The organism is Burkholderia stagnalis, assembly GCF_902830275.1.
GTDB lineage: Bacteria > Pseudomonadota > Gammaproteobacteria > Burkholderiales > Burkholderiaceae > Burkholderia > Burkholderia stagnalis.
In genome coordinates this window covers 77,089-103,958 of sequence record NZ_CADESW010000009.1, presented here as the reverse complement: position 1 = coordinate 103,958, position 26,870 = coordinate 77,089, and the positions used below count along the sequence as shown (strand labels likewise).

19 protein-coding genes are annotated in these 26,870 nt (G+C 72.2%); 16 read left to right on the top strand and 3 right to left on the bottom strand.

Translation table 11 applies throughout. The features are described from left to right. Positions 1 to 53: 53 nt before the first annotated feature. From HWY45_RS17545 to HWY45_RS17525, 5 genes are all read left to right on the top strand, one after another. A complete protein-coding gene (locus HWY45_RS17545; RefSeq protein WP_059885562.1) occupies positions 54 to 2,645 on the top strand; it encodes a TonB-dependent siderophore receptor in 2,592 nt (863 codons plus the stop codon). Positions 2,646 to 2,704: 59 nt separating this feature from the next. Next, complete coding sequence (locus HWY45_RS17540) at positions 2,705 to 3,487, top strand: hypothetical protein (protein WP_059885564.1); 783 nt, start codon at positions 2,705 to 2,707, stop codon at positions 3,485 to 3,487. A gap of 167 nt (positions 3,488 to 3,654) precedes the next feature. Further along, positions 3,655 to 4,248, top strand: coding sequence for a flavin reductase family protein (locus HWY45_RS17535; protein WP_059885566.1), 594 nt, complete (start codon positions 3,655 to 3,657; stop codon positions 4,246 to 4,248). A 214-nt stretch (positions 4,249 to 4,462) separates the two neighbouring features. After that, complete coding sequence (locus HWY45_RS17530; protein ID WP_059805443.1) at positions 4,463 to 4,972, top strand: hypothetical protein; 510 nt, start codon at positions 4,463 to 4,465, stop codon at positions 4,970 to 4,972. A gap of 190 nt (positions 4,973 to 5,162) precedes the next feature. Beyond that, positions 5,163 to 5,975, top strand: coding sequence for a hypothetical protein (locus tag HWY45_RS17525; protein ID WP_059885568.1), 813 nt, complete (start codon positions 5,163 to 5,165; stop codon positions 5,973 to 5,975). A 63-nt stretch (positions 5,976 to 6,038) separates the two neighbouring features. Here HWY45_RS17525 and HWY45_RS17520 read toward each other — a convergent pair whose 3' ends face one another. Together HWY45_RS17520 and HWY45_RS17515 are read right to left on the bottom strand one after the other, a co-directional pair. Beyond that, on the bottom strand, positions 6,039 to 6,968 hold the full coding sequence (locus HWY45_RS17520; RefSeq protein WP_059567020.1) for a phosphatidate cytidylyltransferase: 930 nt from the start codon (positions 6,966 to 6,968) through the stop codon (positions 6,039 to 6,041). A gap of 40 nt (positions 6,969 to 7,008) precedes the next feature. Beyond that, complete coding sequence (locus HWY45_RS17515) at positions 7,009 to 7,638, bottom strand: lysophospholipid acyltransferase family protein (RefSeq protein WP_059567190.1); 630 nt, start codon at positions 7,636 to 7,638, stop codon at positions 7,009 to 7,011. Positions 7,639 to 8,049: 411 nt separating this feature from the next. Here HWY45_RS17515 and HWY45_RS17510 point away from each other — a divergent pair, with 411 nt between their 5' ends. The 4 genes from HWY45_RS17510 (at position 8,050) to HWY45_RS17495 (ending at position 12,345) form a co-directional block, all read left to right on the top strand. Next, a complete protein-coding gene (locus tag HWY45_RS17510; RefSeq protein WP_059567022.1) occupies positions 8,050 to 8,655 on the top strand; it encodes a CDP-alcohol phosphatidyltransferase family protein in 606 nt (201 codons plus the stop codon). Between the two features lie 62 nt (positions 8,656 to 8,717). Next, the gene (locus HWY45_RS17505) at positions 8,718 to 10,484 is read left to right on the top strand and encodes a bifunctional alpha/beta hydrolase/class I SAM-dependent methyltransferase (protein ID WP_059805452.1); all 1,767 of its coding nucleotides are present in this window, start codon (positions 8,718 to 8,720) and stop codon (positions 10,482 to 10,484) included. Next, positions 10,484 to 11,890 (top strand): phosphatase PAP2/dual specificity phosphatase family protein, encoded by a 1,407-nt coding sequence (locus HWY45_RS17500; RefSeq protein ID WP_059885570.1) that lies wholly within the window; start codon positions 10,484 to 10,486, stop codon positions 11,888 to 11,890. The genes HWY45_RS17505 and HWY45_RS17500 overlap by 1 nt, the downstream gene beginning before the upstream one ends. Further along, positions 11,890 to 12,345 carry a hypothetical protein gene (locus HWY45_RS17495; protein WP_059885572.1) on the top strand — a complete coding sequence of 152 codons (456 nt, stop codon included), beginning with the start codon at positions 11,890 to 11,892 and terminating at the stop codon, positions 12,343 to 12,345. Before HWY45_RS17500 ends, HWY45_RS17495 begins: the two co-directional genes overlap by 1 nt. Positions 12,346 to 12,481: 136 nt before the next feature. On the opposite strand, the gene HWY45_RS17490 is transcribed toward HWY45_RS17495, so the two are convergent. Further along, positions 12,482 to 13,510: a sensor domain-containing diguanylate cyclase gene (locus HWY45_RS17490; protein WP_059805465.1), complete on the bottom strand. Its 1,029-nt coding sequence runs from the start codon at positions 13,508 to 13,510 to the stop codon at positions 12,482 to 12,484. A gap of 510 nt (positions 13,511 to 14,020) precedes the next feature. Here HWY45_RS17490 and bcsB point away from each other — a divergent pair. From bcsB to bcsA, 7 genes are read left to right on the top strand one after another with little or no spacing between them, the layout of a single operon-like run. Continuing rightward, entirely contained in the window at positions 14,021 to 16,327 is a 2,307-nt protein-coding gene (gene bcsB, locus HWY45_RS17485) for a cellulose biosynthesis cyclic di-GMP-binding regulatory protein BcsB (RefSeq protein ID WP_059885574.1), read from the top strand. 3 nt (positions 16,328 to 16,330) lie between these two features. Continuing rightward, positions 16,331 to 17,551: a cellulose synthase complex periplasmic endoglucanase BcsZ gene (bcsZ, locus tag HWY45_RS17480; RefSeq protein WP_059885576.1), complete on the top strand. Its 1,221-nt coding sequence runs from the start codon at positions 16,331 to 16,333 to the stop codon at positions 17,549 to 17,551. After that, a complete protein-coding gene (locus HWY45_RS17475; protein ID WP_059885578.1) occupies positions 17,536 to 21,381 on the top strand; it encodes a cellulose synthase subunit BcsC-related outer membrane protein in 3,846 nt (1,281 codons plus the stop codon). The genes bcsZ and HWY45_RS17475 overlap by 16 nt, the downstream gene beginning before the upstream one ends. Before the next feature lie 27 nt (positions 21,382 to 21,408). Then, complete coding sequence (gene bcsE / locus HWY45_RS17470) at positions 21,409 to 23,340, top strand: cellulose biosynthesis protein BcsE (protein WP_059885580.1); 1,932 nt, start codon at positions 21,409 to 21,411, stop codon at positions 23,338 to 23,340. Then, on the top strand, positions 23,337 to 23,558 hold the full coding sequence (locus HWY45_RS17465; protein ID WP_059805483.1) for a hypothetical protein: 222 nt from the start codon (positions 23,337 to 23,339) through the stop codon (positions 23,556 to 23,558). Before bcsE ends, HWY45_RS17465 begins: the two co-directional genes overlap by 4 nt. Further along, positions 23,555 to 24,334: a cellulose biosynthesis protein BcsQ gene (bcsQ, locus tag HWY45_RS17460; RefSeq protein WP_059885582.1), complete on the top strand. Its 780-nt coding sequence runs from the start codon at positions 23,555 to 23,557 to the stop codon at positions 24,332 to 24,334. The genes HWY45_RS17465 and bcsQ overlap by 4 nt, the downstream gene beginning before the upstream one ends. After that, positions 24,331 to 26,868 carry a UDP-forming cellulose synthase catalytic subunit gene (bcsA, locus tag HWY45_RS17455; RefSeq protein ID WP_059885584.1) on the top strand — a complete coding sequence of 846 codons (2,538 nt, stop codon included), beginning with the start codon at positions 24,331 to 24,333 and terminating at the stop codon, positions 26,866 to 26,868. The genes bcsQ and bcsA overlap by 4 nt, the downstream gene beginning before the upstream one ends. Positions 26,869 to 26,870 lie beyond the last annotated feature (2 nt).

Here is a 26,870-nt window from a genome sequence, read left to right as displayed (position 1 = left end):
CGTCCCTGAAAAAATCCTGCATCTGTGTGAGCTGTTTTCGCGTTTCGCGTGACATGGGTCATGAGAGCAGCACCGAACCATCGCCTACCGACACCCCGAACATGGCTTCCACCCGTCTGATGCGCCGCCGCCGACCGGCTTCCCGGCGCGCGTTGCCGCCGCGCCCGCGCGCGGCCATCTCCGCCGCACCTGCCGCCTCGCGCGGCTTTGCCCACCGGCTGGCCGGCGCCGTCCTGCTGTCGGCGCTGCTGCCGCTGCCCGCGCTGGCCGCCCCCGACGCCGACACGACATCCGCGGCCGCGCAGCGCGCGTCGCGCCGCGCGTTCGATATCCCGGCCGGCCCGCTCGAAGCGGCGCTCAATCGCTTCGGGCGCGACGCGGGCATCCTGCTTGCGTTTCCCGCCGATCTGGCCGCCGGCCGGACGAGCGGCGGCCTGCACGGCCGGTTCGACGTCGAAGGCGGGCTCGACCGCCTGCTCGCGGGCACCGGGCTCGTCGCGCTGCGCCAGCCGGGCGGCGGCTATACGCTGATGCGCACCGGCAGCGCGCCGGCCGCGCAGCCGGCGGCCGCTGCGGGCGCCGGCGCGGAACTGCCGACGATCGCGGTGCGCAGCAGCGCGATCCGCGCGGAAAGCTACCGGCCGCCGCAGGAGGCCGGCGTGCTGCGCTCGGACATCCCGCTGCTCGACACCGCGCAGGCTGTCGCGATCGTGCCCGCGCAGGTGCTGCGCGACCAGCGTCCGCGCAATCTCGACGATGCGCTCGGCAACGTGAGCGGCATCACGCAGGGCAACACGCTCGCCGGCACGCAGGACACGATCATGAAGCGCGGCTTCGGCGACAACCGCGACGGCTCGGTGATGCACAACGGGATGCCGATCGTGCAGGGCCGCTCGTTCAACGCGGCGGTCGACAGCGTCGAAGTGCTGAAGGGCCCGACGGCGCTGCTGTACGGGCTGATGGATCCGGGCGGCGTCGTCAACGTCGTCGCGAAGCAGCCGCAGCTCACGCGCTACAACGCGGTGTCGGTCGGCGCGTCGACATTCGGCCACGGCAAGAACGGCGGCAGCGCGACCTTCGACTCGACCGGCCCGATCGGCGACACGCCGCTCGCCTACCGGCTGATCGTCGACCAGTCGAACGAGCAGTACTGGCGCAACTTCGGCGAATACCGGCAGACCTTCATCGCGCCGTCGCTGGCATGGTACGGGCGCGACACGCAGGTGGTGCTGTCCTACGAATACCGGAAATTCCATTCGCCGTTCGATCGCGGCACCGCGCTCGACCCGCGCACTGGCGCGCCGCTCGACATTCCCGCGCGGCGCCGCCTCGACGAGCCGTTCAACAGCATGGACGGCGAATCGCATCTCGCGCAGCTGTCGGTCGACCACCAGATCAACGCCGACTGGAAGGCGCACTTCGGCTACAGCTACAACCGCGAAACCTATGACGCGAACCAGATCCGCATCACCGGCGTGAACCCCGCGCAGGGCACGCTGACGCGCAGCAACGACGCGACGCACGGCTCGCTCAGCACCGACAGCTACGGGATCGCGTACGTGAACGGCAAGCTGCGGCTCGCGGGGATGCGCCACGACCTGCAGTTCGGCGTCGACAGCGAGTACCGCCGCATCTACCGCAAGGACATGCTGCGGCAGGCCGTGAAGACGCCGTTCAGCTACGTGGATCCGGTGTACGGGCTGCTGCCGCCGTCGAGCACCGTGTCCGCGAGCGACAGCGACCAGACCGACACGCTGCACGACGCGTCCGTGTTCTTCCAGGACAGCATCCACGTGACCGACAAGTGGATCGTGTCGGGCGGCCTGCGCTTCATCACGTACAACCAGGTTGCGGGGCGCGGCCGGCCGTTCAAGGCGAACACCGACCTGAGCGGCTCGAAATGGCTGCCGCGCGCGGGCGTCGTCTACAAGTGGAACGACGCGTTCTCGCTGTACGGCAGCTACTCGCAGTCGCTGAAACCGTCGTCGTCGATCGCGCCGATGGCATCCGGCTTCGTGATCGACGGCGCGACGCCGCCCGAGGAGGCGACCGCATGGGAAGTGGGCGGCAAGCTCGACCTGCCGGGCGGTCTCACAGGCTCGCTCGCGTTGTTCAACATCGACAAGAAGAACGTGCTCGTGTCGCAGTTCAACGACACGACCAAGCTCACCGACTGGCGCACGTCCGGCAAGGCGCGCTCGCGCGGCGTCGAGCTCGACGTGTCGGGCAAGATCGGCGAACGCTGGAACGTGATCGCGAGCTACGCGTACATCGACGCGAAGACGATCGAGGATCCGCTGTATGCGGGCAACCGGCTCTGGAACGTCGCGCGCCATACGGGGTCGATCGCGGCCGTCTACGACGTCGGCACGCTGGCGGGCGGCGACGACCTGCGGATCGGCGCGGCCGCGCGCTACGTCGGCGCACGGCCCGGCGATTCGGCGAACAGCTTCACGCTGCCGTCGTACGTGCTTGCCGATGCGTTCGCAACCTACGACACGCGCATCGGCAAGCAGAAGCTGTCGCTGCAGCTCAACGTGAAGAACCTCTTCAATCGCACGTACTACCCGTCGAGCGCGAACCGCTATTTCGTCGCGCTCGGCGATGCGCGGCAGGTGTCGCTGCTGACGACGCTGCAGTTCTGACGCACCCGTCGTCGCATCATTTGCCGCGCGAAGCGTCGCGCGGCCTCGGAGATCATGGAATGAACGGAAACATGAAGCACCTGACGCACCGCGCGGCGGCGTTGACGCGGCGCGGCGCATTGCGCGCGCTCGCCGGTTCGGCGATTGCGATCGCGGCGGGCGTTGCCGGCGTGTCGCCCGCATCGGCCGCCGAACAGAACGTGCAGCGCGCGCAGCCCGCGCCGGCCACGCGCGTCGCGATGCTCGTGCAGACCGGAGGCCCGAACCTGAAGGTCGACGAACGGATCGGCGCGCACCTGAGCACGCGCGGCTACGCGGTGCGCTTCGTCGACCAGGCCGCGGCGCCCGATGCGGCGCGCGATGCGGACCTCGTGATCATCTCGTCGACCGTGTCGGCGAAGAACGTCGCGGCGGGCTGGCGCACGCTCGACAAGCCGCTCGTCACTTGGGAGAACGACCTGCTCGACGATCTCGCGATGACCGGCAAGCGCCACGAGGTCGACTTCGGCGAGACGGGCAAGGAGCGCTACGTGTGGCTCGTCAACGCGCCGCACCCGATCGCGGCGGGGTTGCCGGCGGGCGCGACGAACGTGTACGGCAAGCAGGCGCCGATGAGCTGGGGCAAGCCGGGGCTCGGCGCGAGCATCATCGCGACCGTGTACGGGCAGCCGGACAAGGCCGCGATCTTCGCGTACGAGAAGGGCGCGACGATGGACTACGAAGCGCTCGCGCCGGCGCGACGCGTGATGTTCTTCCTCGACAACGACACGTTCGTGAACCTGTCGCCGGCCGGGCTCGCGTTGTTCGAGGCGGCAGTCGATTGGGCGGCGGGGCGGCGCTGACGGCCGTGCAGGCGAGTGCGCGGCGTGTCGGCCGGCCGCCGCGCGAACGGCGGGACGCGATGCGGAAGGCGGCGCCGATACACGCGAAGCGAGCAGGTGGATTCGATCCGTCGCTGCCCGTCGATGCGAGAATGCGGGCGTTTGCAGAATCGTGTCGAGAGAACTGAATGGACAGTCATATCGCTCCGGTGGAGCTGAAGAAGGCCTACCGTCTCCTCAATCACGGCCCGACCGTGCTCGTGTCGGCGCGTCACGGCGGCACCGACAACGTGATGGCCGCCGCGTGGGCCTGCGCGCTCGACTTCATGCCGCCGAAGCTGACGGTCGTGCTCGACAAGTCCGCGAAGACCCGCGAACTCGTCGAGCGCAGCGGCACGTTCGTGATCCAGATCCCGACCGCCGCGCAGCTGGCGCTCACGCATGCGGTCGGCAGCCACAGCCTCGCCGACCGGCCGGACAAGCTGCGCGAAGCCGGCGTCGCGCTGTTCGACGTCGAAGGGCACGACCTGCCGTTCGTCGCCGGCTGCTCGGGCTGGCTCGCGTGCAAGCTGATTCCGGAGCCGCACAACCAGCAGACCTACGACCTGTTCATCGGCGAGGTCGTCGGCGCGTGGTCCGACACGCGCGTGTTCAGCGACGGCCACTGGCATTTCGAGCAGGCCGACCCGGCATTGCGCAGCCTGCACTACATCGCGGGCGGCAACTTCTATGCGATCGGCGAGGCGCTGTCGATCGACGCCGGCACGACCGACGCGCAATGACGCAGCGGGCCGGCGGACGCCGGTTCGTCCCCGTGGTCGGCCACCGGGATTCCGGCACGCACTTCGATGATGGCGAGGCGGCTCGCCGCCCGTATGTCGCCGCGGATAGCGACTAATATGGAAAGATTCCGATCGTCGCGGCGCATGATCCGGCGTCACGTGCCGCGATGCAGGTGTCGCGGGCGTCCGCGTTCGCCGGAAGGAGAGGCGCGAAATGCGAAGAATCTACGTGCTGTTGCCCAATGCGAAAAGTGCGTCGCGGATCATCGACGAATTATTGCTCCGCCGCGTCGAATGGCGGCATGTTCATGTGCTGGCCGCGCCGGGCGTGGAAACCGAAAACCTGCCGCAAGCGACACTCGCGCAGCGCAGCGACCTGCTGCCGGCGCTCGGGCGCGGCACGCTGGTCGGCTGGCTGGTGGGGATGGCGGTCGGGCTCGCCGCGCTGCTGTACCAGCCGGAGGGGCTGAAGCTCGGCGCGGGCGCCGTCGTGCTGATCACGCTGCTCAGCGCCGGGTTCGGCGCGTGGACTTCGACGATGATCGGCGTCAACGTGCCGAATACACGGCTCAAGCGCTTCGAGGGCGCGGTCGAGGGTGGCGAGCTGCTGTTGATGGTGGACGTCAAGACCGATCGCGTCGACGAAATCGAGGCGCTGATCAAGCAGCATCACCCGGACGCGGGCGTCAAGGGGCACGATCCGACGATTCCGGCGTTTCCTTGAGCAGCAGGCGAGGGCGGCGCGACGGTGACGGGCGCGCCGCTCCGCGCTGCACACGGCTTTTTCGTTCGGTTCCCGCGATGCAGCGCGGGAACCACGCTGCCGGCTGGTCTGTCGCTTTCTCCTGATAAGCTGTCGCGATTCCGAAATCGACGAGCCGGCGGCTCCCGGCCGGCTTGCGCTGCGCGACGACATGACAAAAACGACCACGCCTGTCCCGTTGAAACACCCTGACCGTTCCGTCGGCCGCCTGCTGACGATTACCGCCTGCGCGCTGTTCGCCGCGCTGCCGGCGCGCTCCGCGCCTGCCGACCGCCTGCTGCATGCGTTCATCCGCGATCACTACGGCGCGTGGCGCGCCGATCGCAAGGGCTGGCAGCAGGACCCGGACGACGCCATCTACCAGCCGTGCGGAACGCTGCGCGTCGCCACGCCGGACGGCCCGCGCTACCTGCTCGCGATGTGCGGCGAGACCGCCGCGAGCGTGCAGGACGGCATGCCGGGCATGGATTCGGACGCCACGCCGGGCACGATCGACCTGTACGTGCTGCGCCCGTCGCCGGACGGCAAGGGGCTCGAACCGGTGCTGACGAAGACGGACATCGCGTCCGGCAAGCGCGGCGCGCCGGGCACCGTGAGCATTCAGCGGCTCGGGCCGCGCCTGTTCGGTTTCGTCATCGGCGACAGCGACACGCGGCAAGGCTACACGCAAAGCCTCCGCGCGATCTGGCTGCCGCACGGCAATGCGCTGGTGTTGGCGGCGCCGCGCATCAACGAAGCGCTCGACAATGCCGAGTCGTCCGAATGCGCGAATGCGCAGGCGCGCTGCGAGGCACGCCGCTTCGAGATCGCGCCCGACACGACGGCCACCGGCGCCGTGTATCCGCTGACGGTGACCGAAACCGGCACGCGCGGCAGCCGCGCGATCCATGCGCGTTACACGGTGAAGTTCGACGACGCGCGCGGGCGCTACGTGGTGCCGAAGGCGCTGCGGGAAGGGTATTGAGGCGCCGCGCGCCGGCATGAACGCGGCGCGCGGGCGGCAACGGCGGCGCCTGCCGCCGCCGCGTCACACGTACAGATAGCGGACGAGGTGGAAGAACACCGGCGCGGCGAAGCAGATCGAATCGACGCGGTCGAGCATCCCGCCGTGGCCGGCGATCATCGAGCCCCAGTCCTTGGTGCCGAGCGAGCGCTTGACGGCCGACAGCACGAGCCCGCCGACGAAGCCGGCGACCACGATCGCGAGCGAGATGCCGAACGCGGCGCCGAAGCTGAACGGCGTCACGCGATACAGCGACGCGCCGCACAGCGTCGCGAGCAGGCCGCCGCCGACGAAGCCCTCGATCGTCTTCGACGGCGACAGGCGCGGCGCGATCTTGCGGCGTCCGAACAGCTTGCCGACCACGTACTGCAGCACGTCGCTGATCTGCACGACGACGAGGAAGAAGAACAGCAGCAGCGCGTTCTGCCCGGTGTAACGCGGAATGTCGAGGATCAGCACGGCGGGCGCATGGCTCAGCCCATAGACGCACACCATCAGCGCCCAGTTGATCTTCGCGTTGCGGCTCAGGAATTCGCGCGTGTCCTGCGTGAGCGCCGACACGAGCGACATCGCGAAGAACAGGTGCACCGGCACGAAGATCGAATACATGCCGTACCAGTTGATCCCGAGCAGCAGGTACTGCACCGGGATCGCGACGAAGAACGCGATGAACAGCGTCGTGTGATCGCTCGCGGTGGTCGGCGTGAGCGTGATGAATTCGCGCAGCGTGAGATACGACAGCACCGCGAACACGAGGTAGGTGACGTTGTTGCCGAGGCCGATCGCGATCACCATCACCGCGATCATGGCCCACCATGCACGGATGCGCTGGTTCAGGTTGACGATCGTCGCGCTCGTGCCGCCGCTGCGCGCGCCGAGGATCGCGCCGATCACGGTCGCGACGCTCAGCAGCGCGGTGACGCCCGCGACCAGTTCCCAGAAAAGTGTTCGCATGTGGATGTGGTTGTCCGGATGAAGAGGGGGCGCGCCGCGCTCAGCCTGCCGGCCGGTGCGGCGCGAGCGCGACGATCGCGTCGCGCATGCGCGCGAGGAACGACGCCTTGTCTTCCTGGTCGCCGCGCGCCTCGTTCGCGCCGAAGTGCACCTTGCAGATCAGCGGCACCGGCCAGATCGCGCCTTTCGGCATGATCCGCTGCAGGTTCTCCAGGTAGACGGGCGCGAGCGCGACGTTCGGGAATTCGCTCGCGAGATGGAACAGCCCGCTCTTGAACGGTTGCGGCAGCGCCTCGGCGCTGCGCGTGCCTTCGGGGAAGATGATGATCGAATGGCCCTGCGCGAGCGCGTCGCGCACGGGGTCGAGCGGGTCGCCGCCAGTCTCGCGGTGGCGGTCGATCAGCACGACGTTCAGCAGCTTCTGCGCGATGTGGCGCTTCATGTCGCTGCTGTCCCAGTAGTCGCGCGCGGCCACCGGCCGCACCACCGCGCGCACGTCGCGCGGCAGCGCCGCGAGGATCGCGAGCGTGTCGATGTGGCTCGTATGGTTCGAGAAGTAGATCTTCTGCGTCGGGCTCGGCGGCGCCTGGTGCCAGACCGGATAGGCGCCGGCGACGAGCCGCACGATCGTCAGCAGGAAGTCGCGCTGCCATGCATGCAGGATGTTCATCGGCGGCGCGCCTCCTGTCGTTGCGGTTCGCACGCCCGCCGCGCGGCGCACGCGTGACGGACGGCATCCCGGAATGCCGATGCGGCGCGATGCGCATCGGACGGCCCATGTTTAAATTTTTTCAAATGAGTGAGTGCCTGTCGCTGGTCCGCGATAATCGGCGGGTTGCACGATTGCCGGCGGGAGTGATCGCTATTGCACGAGTGCGCGAATACGATTTGCAACCATGTTGCATTGCATTCGGGCCAGCGGATTATCGCGAGTTTCCCGGAAAAACGCCAGATCGCCGCGCCGGCCGCGCGCTTGACGCCCGGGGGCTGCTCGGCGACGATTATGCCCGTCCAGTAGTCGACCGTTTCCGCACCGGGGGCCGCCCGCGGAGACGAACCCCAAGCGGTGCCAATTAAAACGATGAGCCTGTACGCACTCAAACCCAAATTCCAGAACCGCCTGCGACCGCTCGCGAATTCCCTCGTCGAACGCGGCGTCACCGCGAACCAGGTCACGCTGTTCGCGGCCGGCGGCTCGATCGTCGTCGGCGCGCTGGCCGGGCTCGGCGCGTTCGCGCCGGCGCTGTTCCTGCTGATCCCCGTATGGCTGTTCGTGCGCATGGCGCTCAACGCGATCGACGGCATGCTCGCGCGCGAGCACGGCCAGAAGAGCACGCTCGGCGCGTACCTGAACGAGCTCGGCGACGTCGTGTCGGACGTCGCGCTGGTGCTGCCGTTCCTCGCGGTGTCTGCGTTCTCGCAGGCGGACGTGTGGCTGTTCGCGCTGCTGGCGGTGATCGTCGAATGCGCAGGCCTGATCGGCCCGCTCGTCGGCGCGAGCCGCCGCTACGACGGCCCGTTCGGCAAGAGCGACCGCGCGTTCGCACTCGGCGCGTTCGCGCTGTGGATCGGCGTCGGCCTGCCGGCCGGCGGCCTCGCCGCATGGCTGTGGCGGCTGCTGATCGTGCTGTCGGCCGTGACCGTCGTGCGGCGCGTGCGGGCCGGCATCGCCGAAGCGGGCGGTTGAGCGGGCGACGCCGGAGGGCGGCGTCGCGTTGTTGCTTCGAATAACGAACCGAGAGAGAGCGCATGAGCACACGCATCGCCCGCGAGGCGGAATTCACCACGCACGACGGCGAACCGCTGTTCTACCGTCACTGGCCCGCGACGGGCGAGCGCTGCCGCGGCGCGATCGTGCTGCTGCATCGCGGCCACGAGCATTCGGCGCGCGTCGCGCACCTCGTCGACGAGCTCGACCTGCCCGAGTTCGCGTTCTTCGCGTGGGACGCGCGCGGCCACGGCCGCTCGCCCGGCGCGCGCGGCTACAGCCCGAGCGCGGCCGCGTCGGTGCGCGACCTGCAGACCTTCGTCGAGCACATCCGCGACACGCATGGCATCGCGATCGAGGACATGGCCGTCGTCGGCCAGAGCGTCGGCGCGGTGCTCGCGGCAACCTGGGCGCACGACTACGCGCCGCCGATCCGCTGCCTGGCGGTCGCGTCGCCGGCGTTCCACATCAAGCTCTACGTGCCGTTCGCGCGGCCCGGCCTGCGGCTGATGCACAAGCTGCGCGGGCTGTTCTACGTGAACAGCTACGTGAAGCCTAAATTCCTCACGCACGACCCCGAGCGCATCGCGAGCTACGCGGCCGATCCGCTGATCACGCGGCCGATCGCGGTCAACATGCTGCTCGACCTGCACGACACCGCGCAGCGGATCGTCGCGGACGCGGCGGCGATCACCGTGCCGACGCAACTGCTGATTTCCGGCGCGGACTGGGTGGTCCATCGCGGCCCGCAGGACCGCTTCTACGAGCGGCTCGGCTCGGCGCGCAAGGAGCGCATCGTGCTGCCGGGCTTCTATCACGACACGCTCGGCGAGCGCGACCGCGCGCAGGCGCTCGCGCCGCTGCGCGCGTTCGTGCTGCGCGAATTCGACACGCCGAGCCCACGCGTGTCGCTCGCCGACGCCGACCGGCGCGGCGCGTTCCATGACGAATACGCGGCGCTCGCGCGGCCGCCCGCGAATCCGCTCGCACGCGCGTACTGGGCGATCACGCGCGCGGGGCTGAAGGCGGGCGGCGCGCTGTCGGACGGCATCGCGCTCGGCCTGAAGCTCGGCTTCGATTCGGGCTCGACGCTCGACTACGTGTATCGCAACGATGCGCAAGGCCGGCTCGGCATCGGCCGGCTGATCGACCGCACCTACCTCGATTCGCCGGGCTGGGCCGGCATCCGCCAGCGCAAGATTCATCTGCAGGAACTGATCGGCGCGGCGATCGCGCGGCTGCGCGGCGCCAGCGAGCCGGTGCGGATCGTCGACATCGCGGCCGGGCACGGCCGCTATGTGCTCGACGCGATCGCGTCGGCGGCCGAGCGCGACGGCGCCGCGCCCGACGACATCACGCTGCGCGACTACAGCCCGCCGAACGTCGAGGCGGGGCGCGCGCTGATCGCGCAGCGCGGCCTCGAAGCGATCGCGCGCTTCGAGCGCGGCGACGCGTTCGACGACGCGTCGCTGGCGGCGCTCGCGCCGCAGCCGACGCTCGCGATCGTGTCGGGCCTGTACGAGCTGTTCGGCGAGAACGCGCTGATCGAGCGCTCGCTGCGCGGGCTCGCGCAGGCGGTGCCGCCGGGCGGCTATCTCGTCTATACGGGGCAGCCGTGGCATCCGCAGCTCGAATTCATCGCGCGCGCGCTGAACAACCATCGCGGCGACGCGACCTGGGTGATGCGCCGCCGTTCGCAGGCCGAGATGGACGAACTCGTCGCGCGCGCGGGGTTCCGCAAGCTCGACCAGCGGATCGACGCGATGGGGATCTTCACGGTGAGCCTCGCGCAGCGGGTCGACGCGTGATGGGCGAGCTCGGCGGCCGCGCGCGCGGCCTGGCCGCCCAGGCCCCGGCCGCGGCCGGCGCGCGCGACGCGTCGCTCGCGCTGCGCGTCGGCTGGCTCGCGGCGATGGGCGCGGTGTTCTTCTCGACCTATGGCTTCGCGAACTGGCTCGCCGCGCGCCGCGACGCGGTGCCGACCTTCGCGTTCGGCTGGGAGCATGCGATTCCGTTCGTGCCGTGGACGATCGTGCCGTACTGGTCGATCGACCTGCTGTATGCGCTGTCGTTCCTGTTCTGGGCCCGTCGCGACGATCTGCTCGATCACGTGAAGCGCCTGCTGACCGTGCAGCTGATCTCGGTCGCGTGCTTCGTCGCGTGGCCGCTGCGCTTCGGCTTCGAGCGGCCCGACGCGGGCGGCGTGGCAGGCGCGCTGTTCACGCTGCTGATGGGTTTCGACAAGCCGTTCAACCAGGCGCCGTCGCTGCATATCGGGCTGCTCGTCGTGCTGTGGGCCGTCTACGCGAAGCACCTGCGCGGCACGCTGGCGCGCGCGGTGCTGCATGTGTGGTTCGCGACGATCGGCGTGTCGGTGCTGACGACCTATCAGCATCACGTGATCGACGTGCCGACCGGCGCGGCGGTCGGCTGTCTCGCGTTGTTCCTGTTCCCGTTGCGCGACGCGGCGGGCCGGCTGCCGGGCGCCGATGCGGCGCCGTCCGTGGCCGGCCGCGCGCTCGCGCGCCGCTATGCGCTCGGCGCCGGCATCGCGGCGCTCGTCGCGCTCGCATGCATTCCGCATGCGGCTGGCTGGGCGCTGGCGGCGGGGTGGGGCGCGCTGGCGCTGGCGTGCGTCGCATGGATCTACCGGCGCGGCGCGCCGTCCGCATTCCAGAAGCGCGCCGACGGCCGGTTTGCGCCGTTCATGCGGCTGCTGTTCGCGCCGACGATCGCCGGCGCGTTCGTCAATTCGCGCGCATGGACGTTCCGCAACCCGGCGCCCGCGCGCATCGACGAACGCGTGTCGATCGGCCGCGCGCCGAGCGCCCGCGAACTCCGGAAGCACGGGTTCACCGGGCTCGTCGACCTGACCGCCGAGATGCCGCGCTGGGCCGCGGCCGATGCATCGCTCGCGTATGTGAGCGTGCCGCAGCTCGACCTCGTCGCGCCGACCGCGCTGCAGTTGCAGCAGGCCGTCGCGGCGCTCGAGCGCCTGCACGGCGAGGGCCGCGACGTGCTGGTCTGCTGCGCGCTCGGCTACGGCCGCAGCGTGCTGTGCGCGGCCGCGTGGCTGGCGCTGCGGCGCGGGCTGACCGATGCGCGCGACGCGCTCGCGGCGGTGCGGGCGGCCCGGCCGCGCGCGGTGTGGTCGGACGAAGGCGTCGCGGTGCTGCAGCACTGGATCGACCGCCGCGCGGCGGGGGACGCGTGATGCGCGACCCGTCTGCGCCGTACCGGATTGCCGCGGCCCGTGGCGCGCTCGATGCGGGCGCGTGGGCGATCGTGGCCGCGTTCGCGGCGGCGGGCGCGGGGTGGTGGGTCGCAGCGGGCTGGATGGCCGCGCCACTCGCGCGGGCGCTGCTCGCGGCCGTCAGCACCGCGTCGGGTGTCGCGGCGCTGTGGTATGCGGTGCGTATCGCGATCGACCGCCGGCTGTTTGCGGCGCTCGCGCATGCGGCCACGGCAACGGCGCCGGACGGCGCCGGCGATGCGCTCGCGGCGCTCGACCGCGCGCTGGCCGACCTCGGCTGGATCGATGCCGCGAAGGCGGGCCGGGCGCTCGATGCGCGCGTGCGCGGCGCGATCGGCCTGTGCCGGGCCGGGGTGCTGATCGCGGTGATCCAGTGGGCGATCGTCGGGGCCGCGATCGCGATGTCGGGGTTCTGAAGAGCGGCCGGCGGCAACGGGTGTCGTACCCTCGACGCCGTCACGCCGTCACGCCGTCACGCCGTCACGCCGTCACGCCGTCACGCTGTCACGCCGTCACACCGTCACACCGTCACACCGTCACACCGTCACGCAGTTACGCAGTCACGTCCTCGCGCGCGCTGCGCCGCGACCGCTTGACCTCGTACATCGCCTGGTCCGCGTGTTCGATCAGCGCGTTCATCTCGGTGCCGTCGTCGGGCAGCATCGCGATCCCGACGCTTACGCCGAGCGCGAGCGGCCGCCCCTCGAACTCGAACGGCGCGCCGACCGTCTGCGCGAGCCGTTCGCTTTGCGTTTGCGCGTCGGCGCGGGTGCGGATGTTCGGCAGGATCACGCCGAACTCGTCGCCGCCGAGCCGCGCGACCGTGTCCGAGCGCCGCACGGCGCCCATCATCCGCGTCGCGGCCTCGCGCAGCGCGGCGTCGCCCGCGCGATGGCCGTGCACGTCGTTGATCGGCTTCAGGCCGTCCATGTCGATGTTCAGAATGCCGAGCCGGGCATGGCCGCGCAGCGCCGCGTGCATCGACTGGCGCAGGCGGTCGTAGAACAGCGCGCGGTTGGGCAGGCCGGTGAGCGCGTCGTGCGTCGCGCGCAGGTACAGCTCGTTCGCCTCGTTGCGCGCCGCGTGGAACATCGCGGCCGCGATCAGCTCGGCCATCAGCCGCAGCGTGCCGGCATCGGCCGGCGTGAACCCGTCGACGGCGGGCGACATCACCTTCAGCACGCCGACCGTCGTATCGAGGTGGGTGAGCGGCATCACGAGCATCGAGCGCAGCCCGACCCGGCGGCAGGCGTCGCGATCGACGCGCGGGTCGGTTTCCGAATCGGTGCAGCGCAGCAGCTCGCCCTGCGTCACGCACCGGCCCGACAGGCTGCCCGAGCGCCGCAGCCGCAGCCCGAGCATCCCGGCGGCGGTGCCCGACGCGGCGCGGTACACCATGTCGTCGCCTTCGGCGAGCTCGACCGCCGCGCCGGCCGCGCCGGTCAGGCACGGCACCTGTTCGGCCACGTAGGCCATCACGCTGCCGAGATCGAGCCCGAGCTTCGCGATCTCGGTTTGCGCGGCGATGATGCGCAGCAGGGTTTCCGGGGCGGGCGTGGCAATGGCGACGGATTGATTCAATTCAGGTTTTCCACAAAGAAAGCGCGGCCAAGCACGGCAGAATGCGGTAGCATACGCGCCGCTCACGCGGACGCGCGCGGCCGGCGGCCTGCAACGGGATCGCCGCCGACATCCGTTTGTCGGATCGGCGCGCCGGGATGGCGCCGACAGGATGCATGCGCCCGGCATTGTGCCGGTCGACCAATCCGGTGACAACGGCGCAATTCGTACCCCCAGCGCGCTGCGCCGGCATTTCTGACCGGATTCATGGCCTTTCCGCCTTGTACGTTCGAATTGGGGTACGTTTTAATCTATTTTTGAGATAGTGTGACGAAAGGGGAGTGCGCGCGCCGGTGCCAGGCGCGCGGCGCGGCGGCGCGAGGGCGCCGCTTTCAACCGTTCGCGCTGTTTCTCAAGGCAATCAGACCTGTATACGAGAGGGGAAGCATTGGGGATGTGCATTCGCCTGCCCGGCGGCGCGGCATGCGTCGCCTTCGACACCGTCGACCATCAGATGAAACGGAGCGGCCGATGAAGCCGGCCGCGTCGTTTCTCGTCTCGATCGCGGCCGCGGCCGGCACGTTCTATGCCGCCTGCCTGCCGGCTGCCACGCAGACGCCGCCCGGCCCGGCGCCGGCCATGGTTCCGACCCCGGCTTCGGCGCTCTCCGCCGCGCCCGCGGATGCCGCGAGCGCGCCGCCGTCCGCCGGCCGGGGCGCGACCAGCGTGCGCCTGCCGTTCGCGACGCTCGGCGCGTTCGACCCGCTGCGCCTGCGCGGCGCGGACGACGCGCGCACCATTCACGCCGGCGTGCGGCTCGACCGCGTGGTGACCGGCGCGCGGCTGCGCCTGACCTACGCGTATTCGCCGTCGCTGGTGTTCCCGATGTCGCACCTGAAGGTGTCGGTGAACGGCGAGGTGGTCGCGACCGTGCCGTTCGACGCGCCGCGCGCGGGCAAGATGGTCACGCAGGACATCCCGATCGATCCCCGCTATTTCTCCGATTTCAACCAGATCGGCCTGCGCCTGATCGCGCACTACACGCTCGACCACTGCGAAGACCCGATGAATTCGGCGCTGTGGGCGGACGTGAGCCCGACCAGCGAGCTGATCCTCGACGAGTCGCCGGTGCGGCTGCCGAACGATCTCGCGCTGCTGCCCGCGCCGTTCTTCGATCGCCGCGACAACGGGCTGCTGCGCCTGCCGTTCGTGCTGCCCGCGTCGCCCGACACGGCGACGCTCAGGAGCGCGGGCGTGCTCGCGTCGTGGTTCGGCGCGCTCGCGGATTATCGCCACGCGCGCTTCCCGGTGTCATCCGCGCTGCCGGCCAACGACAACGCGGTGCTGATCGGCCCCGTCACGGCGCTGCCGCCGGGCCTCGCGCTGCCGTCCGTCACCGGCCCGACGCTGGCGGTCGCCGACAACCCGGCCGCGCCCGAGCGCAAGGTGCTGGTCGTCACCGGCCGCTCGGCGGCCGAAGTCGACGACGCGGTCGCGGCGCTGGTGCTCGGCCGCGCGGCGCTGTCGGGGCCGTCGGCGACGGTCGCGCGCGTCGACCTCGGCGCGCCGCGCAAGCCGTACGACGCGCCGCGCTGGCTGCCGGTCGACCGGCCGATCGCGTTCCGCGAACTGGTCGGCGACCCGCGCGAGCTCGAGGTGCGCGGCACCTCGCCGGACGCGATCCGGCTGAACCTGCGGGTGCCGGCCGACCTGCATTCGTGGAACGGCTCGGGCGTGCCGATCACGCTGCGCTACCGCTACACGGCGCCGACCGTGCAGGACAATTCGACGCTCGCGGTCGAGATCAACGATCAGCTCGTGAAGTCGTACCGGCTCGGGCCGTCCCACGCCGAGGACGCGCGCGGGCGCATGCAGCTGCCGCTGCTGTCGGTGCCGGAAGGGCGCGTGACGAGCGACGTCGACATCCCGGCGTTCCGCGTCGGCAGCGGCAACCAGCTGCAGTTCCGCTTCACGCTCGATTCGCAGAAGACGGGCCTGTGCTCGAGCACCGCGACCGAGCCGCAGCGCGCGGCGATCGACCCCGATTCGACGATCGACTTCTCGCACTTCGTCCACTACGCGCAGTTGCCGAACCTCGCGTACTTCGCGAACAGCGGCTTCCCGTTCACGCGCTTCGCGGACTTGTCGCAGACCGCGGTCGTGGTCGCCGGGCGGCCGTCGCCGCAGGAGCTCGAGGCTTACCTCACGATGCTCGGCCACATGGGGCAGTGGACCGGCTTCCCGGCGCTGCGCGTGCAGGTCGTGCGGCCGGGCGAGGTTGCCGCGCTGGCGGGCAACAAGGATCTGCTCGTGATCGACGGCGCGCCGTCGCTGCCGCTGCTCGGGCACTGGCGCGACGCGCTGCCGCTGTCGTTCGGCGAGCAGGGCGGCGCGGGCGGCACGCGGGTCGCGTTCACGGTGAAGGAGCGCTGGCGCAACGGCGTCGGCATGGCCGAAGGCAGCGCGCGCATCGAACAGACCGGCTCGCTCGCGGCGCTGCTCGGCTTCGAGCTGCCGGGCAGCCGCGGCCGCAGCGTCGTCGCGCTGAGCGCGACCGACCCGGCGCGCCTCGGCAGCGTGCTCGACGTGTTCGAGAACGCGGGGCTCGTGTCGCAGCTGCAAGGCGACCTCGCGCTGGTGCGGCCGGGGTCGGTCGACAGCATGCGCGTGGGCGACCCGTACGTGGTCGGCTTCGTGCCGTGGTACGCGCGGCTCTGGACGGTGGCGGCGCGGCATCCTGTCGTGCTCGGCGCGGTGGGCGTCGTCGCCGGTCTGCTGCTCGCGCTCGGCGCGTTCAGCGTGCTGCAAAGGATTGCCGCGCGGCGACGGGGGATGTGACGGATGGTGCAGGCAACGGCAGGGCGGCGGGTGAGCCGGCCGGCGCGCCGCGCCGGCATGGCGCTCGCATTGACATTCGCGCTGGCTGCGTCGGCAGCGGGCGCGGCGGCGGGCGCGCCCGCCACGGGCCAGGACGCCGCCGGCGCGGCCTGCGGCGCCGCGTGGCCGCGCTGGGATGCGTTCAAGCGCGATTTCGTGTCGGCCGACGGCCGGGTGATCGACGTCGGCTCGGCCGACTCGCGCACCGTCTCCGAAGGGCAGGCGTACGGGCTGTTCTTCGCGCTCGTCGCGAACGACCGGCGCGCGTTCGACACGATCCTCGGCTGGACCGAGAACAATCTCGCGCAGGGCGACCTCACCGCGCGCCTGCCCGCGTGGCTGTGGGGCCGCGCGGCGGACGGCGCGTGGCGCGTGCTCGATGCGAACGCCGCGTCGGACGCCGACCTGTGGATCGCGTACACGCTCGTCGAAGCGGGCCGTCTGTGGCATGAGCGCAGCTACACCGCGCGCGGCGCGCTGCTCGCGAAGCGCGTGCTCGACGACGAGACGGCCAGCGTGCCGGGCCTCGGCCTCACGCTGCTGCCGGGGCCGGTCGGCTTCCGGCTCGCGAACGACCAGTGGCGCGTGAACCCGAGCTATTCGCCGCCGCAGGTGATCCGCGGCCTCGGCGCGCGGCTGCCGGACGATCGCCGCTGGGCGTCGCTCGCGGCGAGCACCGCGCGCGTGCTGCTCGACACCGCGCCGAAGGGGTTCTCGCCCGACTGGGCGCTGTACCGCGCGGGCGCGGGCTTCGCACCCGATGCGGCCACCCACGCCGAAAGCGCGTACAACGCGATTCGCGTGTACTTGTGGGCCGGCATGCTCGACCCGGCCGATCCGCTCGCGGCACCGCTGCTCGCGCGCTTCGCGCCGTTTGCCGAGCACATCGCCGCGCACGGCGCGCCGCCGGAGAAGGTCGACACGACGACGGGCGCAGCCGGCCCGAACGACGGCAACGGCGGCTTCTCGGCGGCGGCCGTGCCGTTCCTCGACGCGCGCGGCCAGCGCGCGCTCGCGGACGCCCAGGCGGCGCGCGTCGATACGCTCGCGCGCCAGTCGCCGCCCGGCTACTACTCGAGCGTGCTGACGCTGTTCGGCCTTGGCTGGCGCGATGCGCGCTACCGGTTCGGCGCGGACGGCACGCTGGACGTGCGCTGGAGGAGCCGCCCATGCGCCGCCCGCTGAAACGCGCCGCGCCGCGCGTGGCCGGACTCGCGTGGCTCGCGTCGTCGGTCTGCGCGGCGGCGCCGGCCGCGCCCGCGCCGGCTGCCGGCAACGTCAGCGACGCGCAGCGGCTGCTGGCGACCGCGCGCATGTGGGGCGTCAAGCACCGCGACGATCTCGCGCGCGACGCGATCAGCAAGGGGCTGCTGATCGCGCCCGACAATCCCGCGCTGCTGGCCGAGCAGGTGCGCGTGCTGCTGCGCGTCGGCGACGCCACCGGCGCGCAGGCGGCGCTCGCGCGCCTGCAGGCGCGCGCGCCCGGCGCGGCCGACACGCGCCGCGCCGCCGACGAATACCGCGTCGCGACGAGCGGCCGCCAGGAGATGGCGCGGATCCGCCTGCTCGCGCGCACCGGCCGCTCGGCGGACGCCGCGCGGCGCATCGTCGCGCTGTTCCCGAACGGCGCGCCGTCGGGCGCGCTCGGCGCCGAGTATTACCAGATCGTCGCGAACGGGCCGGGCGGCCCCGACGCGGCGATCGCGGCGCTGCGCCGCGCGGTCGCGGCCGATCCGGACGACGCCGACGCGGCGCTCGGGCTCGCGAAGCTGCTGAACCAGCGCAGCGCGACGCGCGCGGAAGCGAACCGGCTGGCGTGGGCGCTCGCACGGCGCCCCGATACCGATCGCACCGAGGCGATGGCCGTGTGGCGGCGCGTGCTGCAGTCGGCCGACACCGATCCGGCCTACCTCGACTCGATGCGCGCGTACCTCGCGCTGGTGCCGGACGATACCGAATTCCGCGACAAGGTCGCGTCGATGGAGCAGCAGCGCGACGCGCAGCGCCGCCTCGAGCGCGACCCGAACTACATCGCGCAGCAGCGCGGGCTGCAGGCGCTGGCGCGCGGCGATCTGGCCGCGGCCGACCCGCTGCTCGCGCAGGCCGCGCGCACGCGCGCAGGCGACGCAGATGCGCTCGGCGGGCTCGGCCTGCTGCGCCTGCGCGAGGGGCGTCACGACGACGCGCGCGCGCTGTTCGCGCGGGCCGCGTCGCTCGCGCCGGACCAGCGCGGCAAATGGGACAGCCTCGCGCGCACCGCGCAGTTCTGGGGCCTGCTCGCGCAGGGCCGGGCGGCGGCCGCCGCCGGGCGCCCGCAGGACGCGGAGCGCACGGCGCGCGCCGCGCTCGCGATGCAGCCGGACAACCCGGACGCGAAGCTGCAACTGGCCGACGCGCTGCTCGCGCAGCGCGACTGGGCGCGCGCGGAGCCGCTGTTGCGCGGGCTGCTGGCGGCCCGCGCGCCGAGCCTGTCCGCCGTGCGCAGCACCGCGACGCTGTACGAGAGCACCGGCCGCGCGGACCAGATCGGCCCGCTGCTCGATGCCGTGCAAGGCCGCGTCACGGGCCGCGACGACCGGCGCGCGCTCGACGGCCTGCGCGCCGACCTGCTCGCGCAGCAGGCGCGCGCGCTGGCCGACAAGGGCGAACGCGGGCCGGCCGCGCAGCGCTACGAGGCCGCGGTGCGCGCGGCGCCCGACGCGCCATGGACCCGTTTCGCGCTCGCGCGCCTGTATCGCGACATGGGCCTGCCGCAGCTCGGCCGCACGGTGATGGACGACGGGCTCGCGCAGGCCGGCACGCCGGAGATGCGCTACGCGACGGCGCTGTACCGCCATTCGCTCGACGATTTCGCGGGCGCGCAGGACGCGCTCGCGCCGGTGGCCGACGCGCAGCGCTCGGACGGCATGCGCGCGCTGGCGCGCAAGCTCGAGGCGCAGCGCGCGCTTGCCGATGCGCGCGGCGCGCTCGGGCGGGGCGAACGCGACGCGTTCGACGCGGCGCTCGCGCGTGCGCAGGCCGCTGCGCCGGACGATCCCGACATGCTGGCCGCGATCGGCGCGCAGTGGATCGACGCGGGCGAGCCCGAGCGCGGCCTCGTGCCGCTGCGCGACTGGATGGCCGCGCATCCGCAGGAGGCCGACGCGAGCGTGCGGCTGCGCTACGGCGACCTGCTCGGCAGCGCGGGGCGCGACGACGCGCTCGCCGCGTGGCTCGACACGATCCGCCGCGACCCGTCGCTGACGGCCGCGCAGGCCGCACGGCTCGAGGACCAGTCGCTGCGGCTGATCCTGCGCCGCACCGACGACGCGATCGCGCGGCAGGACTATGCGCAGGCGCGCCGCCTGCTCGCGAGCACGAGCCCGGCCGGCCACGCGGACAAGCGCCTTGCGCTCGAAGTGGCCGATCTGGAACGCGCGCAGGGCCGTTACGACGCGGCGCGCGATGCGCTCGCGCCGATCGTCGCGCGCACGCCCGACGACGCGGATGCGCAGCTCGCGCTCGCGCGGATCGACGAGGACAGCGGTGATCGCGCGGCGGCGCTGGCGCGGGTGCAGCGCGTGCTCGCGCACGCGCCGGCCGACGACGTCGATACGCAGCTGTCGGCGGTGCGCCGCCTCACCGCGCTGCGCCGTGCGGACGACGCGGCGGAGATCACCGGCCGCCTGCAGGCAGCCTGGCCGGAGCGCCCCGACGTGACGGTTGCGGCGGGGCGCGTGGCCGAGGCGCAGGGGCGCTATGACGACGCGGCATCGCTGTACGAGACGTCGCTGGCACAGGAGCGCGCGACCGGCGTGCGCCCGCGCCGCGACGGCCGCACGCCCGCGCAGGCCGCGTTCGCGAGCCTCGAGCAGCGCCGCGACCCGGAGATCGAGATCGGCTGGCTGCCCGCGTACAAGTCGGGCGACAACGGCGTGTCCGCATACCGTGCGCAGCAGGTGCCGATCTACATGCAGGTGCCGGTGCGCTACGACGGGCACGCGTTCCTGCAGGTCGACACGGTGCGCCTCGACGCCGGCACGCTCGACACGAGCAACCCGAACGCCTACGCGCTCAACACGTTCGCGACCTATCCGGGGCTGAACGCGCCGAGCGCGAACCCGCCCGGTTCGCTGCGCCAGTCGGCAACGGGCGTCGCGCTCGGCACGGGTTATCGCACGGACGCGTGGCGCTTCGACGTCGGCACGTCGCCGCTCGGTTTTCCGGTGCACTACGTGGTCGGCGGCGTGCGCTACCGGTTCGACGCGGGCCCCGCGAGCTTCTCGGTGAGCGCGTCGCGGCGGCCGGAAACGAGCAGCGAGCTGTCGTATGCGGGCATGCGCGACCCGTGGACCGGTGCGGTGTGGGGCGGCGTGCGCCGCGACGGCGTGAACCTGCGCGCGTCGGTCGACCTCGGCCGCACCAACGTGTTCGCGGAACTCGGTGCGGGCGTGCTGAGCGGGCGCAGCGTCGAGCGCAACACGGCGGTGACGCTGCGCACCGGCTTCACGGTGCCCGTGTACGAGCGCGCGACGATGCGGGTGAGCACCGGCCTCGTCGGCAACGCGTGGCATTACGCGCAGAACCTGCGCTACTACACGTACGGGCAGGGCGGTTACTACAGCCCGCAGCGCTACCTGTCGCTCGGCGTGCCGATCGAGTGGGCGGGGCGGCGCGATGCGCTGTCGTGGGACCTGACCGTGACGACCGGCGTATCGAACAGCTACGAGCGCGATTCGCCGTATTTCCCGGTCGGCCTGCCGGCCGGCGCGAACGCGCGGTCCGCGGACGAACTCGCGCGGCTTGTGTACGGCGGCAGCTCGACGCGCGGCGTGTCGTTCTCGTATGGCGTCAACGGGATCGTCGAGTACCGGATGAACCCGCACCTGAGCATCGGCGCGCAGCTGCGCATCGACCGCTCGCACGATTACGCGCCGAGCTCGGGGCTGCTGTACCTGCGCTATGCGTTCGACGCGCGCGAGCCGCGCACCGGCCTCGTCACGCCGACGCCGGTGCGGTTGTACTCGGATTACTAGCGTGATGCGTGAAAAGGAAGCCCTAGCGTGAACACCGAATTCGAAGCCACCCGTCCCGCGTTCGGCGCCGCCGGCGTGTTCGGCCGCCTGCGCGCGCTGCTGCGCATGGGCCCGGCCGACGGCCGCGTGGCGGCGCTGAGCCGGCTCGCGATCGACGGGCTGCCGGACGAGTGGACGCAGCTCGAACCGGGCGGCCTGTATGCGATCTACGCGGCCGCGCGCACGAGCGCGAGCGACGCGCTCATATGGGAAAGCGCGCGCCAGGCGCGCACCCGCGACGTGACCGTCGTGCTCGCGCGCGACGCCGCGAACATCGCCGCGCAGATGGGCGAGCGCGGCTTCGCGGGCGGCGCGCTCGCGCCCGGCTGGCCGCGCAACCTGAACGTGCTGGCGATGCCGCCGGCTGGCGCGTCCGATCCGGCGCACGCGGATGCCGCGCGCGCCGAGCCGGGCCCGTTCGCGCGGCTGATGGGCGGGTTCCGCGCGATGCAGCGTTTCGGCTTCCGCGCCCGCTCGCTGTACTTCGTCGAAGGCGCGGAGCGCTGGTTCAGCTGGCACGACCCGGCTGCGCTCGCGGAAGAAGGGCGCGCGTTCGCGGACTGGTGCCGGATGCACCGGATCGCGGTCGTGCTGCTGATGGACCCCGAGGACGGGACCGAGGACGCCGCCGACCCGCACACCGACGATCCGCCGCTCGTGCGCGACGCGCGCCGCACCCGGCGCAGCGGTTTCCACAGCGTCTGCGCGGGCGTGTCGCAGCTGCAGCGCACGCACGGCGAGCTGCTGTGGGTCGTCGATTTCTGGCGTGCGGGCGACACGCTCGCCGCGGGCGAGGTGCGGCCGCTGCGCTTCGCGCCGAGCGGCCGCCTGTCGGCGATCTTCGATGCCGACACGGTCGTGCAGCCGCGCCAGATGAAGCTCGCGAGCGACGAGGACCGGGTGGTCGTCAGCCGCGCGGTGGTCGACGGCGAGCGCTTCGTGCCGCCCCACTGGGAGATCGTCGACGACAACGCCGCGGTGGTGGCGGCCTGCGCGAAGGCGCAGGCGGCGACCGCCGTGCTCGCGTTCCGCACCCATGCGCAGCTCGAGGCGCTGTGTGCGGCCGTCCATACGCTGCGGCGGCAGTGCGGCGGCGCGCTGAAGATCGCGATCGTCGAGCGCGGCGAGGTGCTGCGCCACCAGTTCGAGATGCTGGTGCTGAGCGTCGGCGCGAACAGCGTCGTCGGGCGCGACCTGCCGTTTTCGCGGCTGCAGGCCGCGGTGCATTCGCTGCACGGCCAGCTGCAGGCGCGGCCGGTCGCGGCCGACTACCGCGTCGCGCTGGCCGCCGCGCTCGGCGACACGGTGCTCGGCTACCTGCCGGTCGGCGCGTTCTGCCTGCGGATCCGCGCGGTGCTCGATCGCGGCGCGGTGCTCGCGCTGCCGCACACGCTCGTGAAGATGACGCTGCTGCCCGGCGTCGCGCACGTGGACGCGCTGCGCCACTGCCTGCCGCGCCGCGCGGGCGACGTGGTGACGGCCGACGCCGAGCACCTGTACGTGTTCCTGTTCGCGTGCGAGCCGGCCGATGCGGACGAGGCGCTCAAGCGGATCTTCGACGTGCCGGTCGAGACGCTGTCCGACCGCATCGTGAGCCTCGGCAACGGCAGCATCGCCGCGGAACTGAACAAGCTGAAGGCGGAGAACCGCCGCGCGCCGATCGCCGACTACAGCGACCTGTTCGCGGCCGTGCATCCGGCGAGCGGCGCGCAGGCGGAGACGGCCGATGCGGGCGCGGAGGCGGCCCATGCCGCCGCCACGCCGCCGCAAGCCGGGTCGCAAGCCGAGCCGCAAGACATCGCGCCGCCGCCCGACGCACCCGCCGAAGCCCCGGCCCCGGCCGGCCCGATCACCGCCGCCGCGCGTGCGCGCGGCGCCACGCGCAGCGCGATGCCGCTGCGCAAGCCGGAGGCCCCATGATTGCCGACATCGTCATCGGTTTTGTCGTCGGCATCGCGATCGCGGTGCCGGTCTGGCTCGTCGCCCAGCACCTCGGCCTCGGCCGCGGCTTCCGTGCGCCGCGCCGGATCGACCGTCACGACGCGGTGCCGTGCGCGATCGTGCCGGTCGCGCTGCGCGGGCGCCTGTTGCCCGACGCCGCCGATGCCGCCGACGCCGGCCGCGAGGAGGCGCGATGAAGACGATCGCCGTCACGTCGACGAGCGGCGGCGCCGGGCGCACGACGCTGGCTGCCGCGCTCGCCGTGCTGCTCGCGCGCCGCGGCCGGCCGGCCGTCGCCGTCGAATTCGATCCGCAGAACCTGCTGGGCGCGCACCTCGGCCTCGACGCGTTGTCCGAGGCCGGGCTCGCGCAGACCCTGCTCGGCGCACCCGAGCCGTGGCACGCGCACACGTGGCGCAACGCCGACGGCGTGCTGTTCGTCCCGTACGGGCGCGTCGACGCGGCGCAGGCCGCCGCGTGCGACGCGCGGCTCGCCGCCGAGCCGTCGTGGCTCGCCCGCGCGCTCGGCGAGATCGCGCTGCCGGCCGAAGGCGTCGCGCTGATCGACGCGTCGCGCTATCCGTCGCTGCACGCCGAGCACGCGATCCGCAGCGCGGACCTGACGCTCGTCGTCGTGCCGCCGGAGCCGGCGGCGTGCGCGACCGTCGCCGCGCGCCTCGACGTGCTGCGGGCGGGCCGCGGCGCGCTGCAGATCGTCGTCAACCGGCTGAATCCGGCCCGCGACATGCAGCGCGACGCGCTCGCGATGCTGCGCGAGGTCGCGGGCCCGGGCGTGATCCTCGACCAGCGGATCCACGTCGACGCCGCGGTGCCCGAGTCGCTCGCGCGCGGCAGCTGGATCTTCGACGACGCGCCGTACTCGCAGGTGTCGCATGACCTGCACGGCGTCGCGAACTGGGTCGACGCGTGGCTCGACGCTGCCGGCGCCGGCCGCTCGGGAGACCGGCGATGACGCCCGCCGGGTTCGCCGCCGCCGTGCGCGCACTCGGCCGCCGCGCGGCCGACTGGCTCGCGCGCGGCATCGGGCTGCCCGCGGAACGCACGCTGCTCGACTGGCTCGTGCGGCTGTTCTTCCACGCGCCGCCGCCCGGGCAGCCCGACCCGGTGCGCAAGCGCGCGCGCGCGGTGTTCCTGCGGCTCGCCGCCGAGTGGGGCGTGCTGCAGCCGCTGAGCCCGCGCGAATGGCTGTGGCGGGCGTTCGTGCGCGCGCCGCGCGCGGGCGCCGGCGAGCGGCCGGCGCGTGACCCGCTCGCGTGGTTCGACAAGACGGTGGTGCCCGCCTACGTGTTCGTGCGCGCGATCGGGCGGCGCGTCAACGCGGCGCTCGCGCGCCTGCCGTGGGACCGCTGGGGCGGCTGGATCGACGCGCGCGCGCAGCGGGTCGGCCATCGCCGCTGGCTCGCGCCGCTGCTGCTCGCCGGCGGCGCGCTGCTGTGGGCGACGGCCGGCATGTCGCCGCTGATGCCCGGCGCGCAGTTCGCGTTCTTCCTGATCGTCGCGGTGCTCGCGCTCGGCATCCGCCGCCTGCCGGGCCACATGCCGACGCTCGCGCTCGCATCGCTGGCGCTGCTCGCGATGGTGCGCTACGTGTGGTGGCGCGCGACGCAGACACTCGATTTCCGCAGCCCGCTGGAGGCGTTCGCGGGCTACCTGCTGTTCGCGGCCGAAGCGTACACGTGGCTGATCCTGCTGCTCGGCTTCGTGCAGACCGCGTGGCCGCTCGACCGCCCGGTCGTGCCGCTGCCGGACGACACCGACCTGTGGCCGACGGTCGACGTCTACATCCCGACCTACAACGAGCCGCTGTCGGTCGTGAAGCCGACCGTGTTCGCCGCGCAGAGCATGGACTGGCCGAGCGCGAAGCTGCGCGTGTACCTGCTCGACGACGGCAAGCGCGCCGAGTTCGAGGCATTCGCGCGCGAGGCCGGCATCGACTACCTGACGCGCGACGACAACCGCCATGCGAAGGCCGGCAACATCAACCGCGCGCTGCCGAAGACGCACGGCGAGTACATCGCGATCTTCGACTGCGACCACGTGCCGACCCGCTCGTTCCTGCAGACGACGATGGGCGAGTTCCTGCGCGACCCGAAGTGCGCGCTGGTGCAGACGCCGCACCATTTCTTCTCGCCCGATCCGTTCGAGCGCAACCTCGGCACGTTCCGCGAGGTGCCGAACGAGGGCAACCTGTTCTACGGGCTCGTGCAGGCGGGCAACGACCTGTGGAACGCGACGTTCTTCTGCGGCTCGTGCGCGATCCTGAAGCGCAGCGCGCTCGAGGAAGTCGGCGGCGTCGCGGTCGAGACCGTGACCGAGGATGCGCACACCGCGCTCAAGCTGCACCGCCGCGGCTATACGTCCGCGTACCTGCCGACCGTGCAGGCGGCGGGCCTGGCGACCGAAAGCCTCGCCGGCCACGTGAAGCAGCGCACGCGCTGGGCGCGCGGGATGGCGCAGATCTTCCGCATCGACAACCCGTTCCTCGGGCCCGGGCTCGGCCTCGTGCAGCGGATCTGCTACGGCAACGCGATGCTGCACTTCTTCTACGGCGTGCCGCGGCTGATCTTCCTGACGATGCCGCTCGCGTACCTGTTCTTCCACCTGTACTTCATCAACGCGTCGGCGGTCGCGCTCGCGAGCTACGTGGTGCCGTACCTCGTGCTCGCGAACATCGCGAACTCGCGGATGCAGGGGCGCTACCGCCATTCGTTCTGGGCGGAAGTCTACGAATCGGTGCTCGCGTGGTACATCGCGCTGCCGACCACCGTCGCGTTCCTGAGCCCGAAGCACGGCAAGTTCAACGTGACCGACAAGGGCGGCAAGATCGAAGAGGGCTACGTCGACTGGTCGACGTCGAAGCCGTATCTCGTGCTGTTCGCGGTGAACGTGATCGCAATCCTCGCCGGCATCACGCGGCTGGTGGTGGACCAGGGCGACGAGGCGTCGACGATCATGATCACGATGGGCTGGACCTTCTACAACCTCGCGATGCTCGGCGCGGCGCTGGCCGTCGCGCGCGAGGCGAAGCAGGTGCGCGTCACGCACCGGATCGCGATGCGCGTGCCGGCGACGCTGCTGCTCGCCGACGGCACGACGGCCGCCTGCTTCACCAGCGACTACTCGGCCGGCGGCCTCGGGCTCGAGGCGGTGCCGGGCCTGACGCTCGCGGTGGGCGACACGCTGACCGTCTGCGTGACGCGCGGCGACCGGCCGTTTCCGTTCCCGGTGCGCGTGTGCCGCGTGACGCCCGCGCACATCGGCGTGAGCTTCGACGCGCTGACGCTCGAACAGGAGCGCCAGCTCGTGCAGTGCACGTTCGGGCGCGCGGATGCGTGGCTCGACTGGCATGAAGGCGAGCGCACCGATACGCCGCTGCGCGGCCTGAAGGAAGTGCTGCGGGTGGGCGTCGAGGGTTACGTGCGCCTGCTGAAGGGCGTGTCGCGCAGCGTGCAGGCGATGCTCGCGCTCGATCGCGCGCGCGACTGACT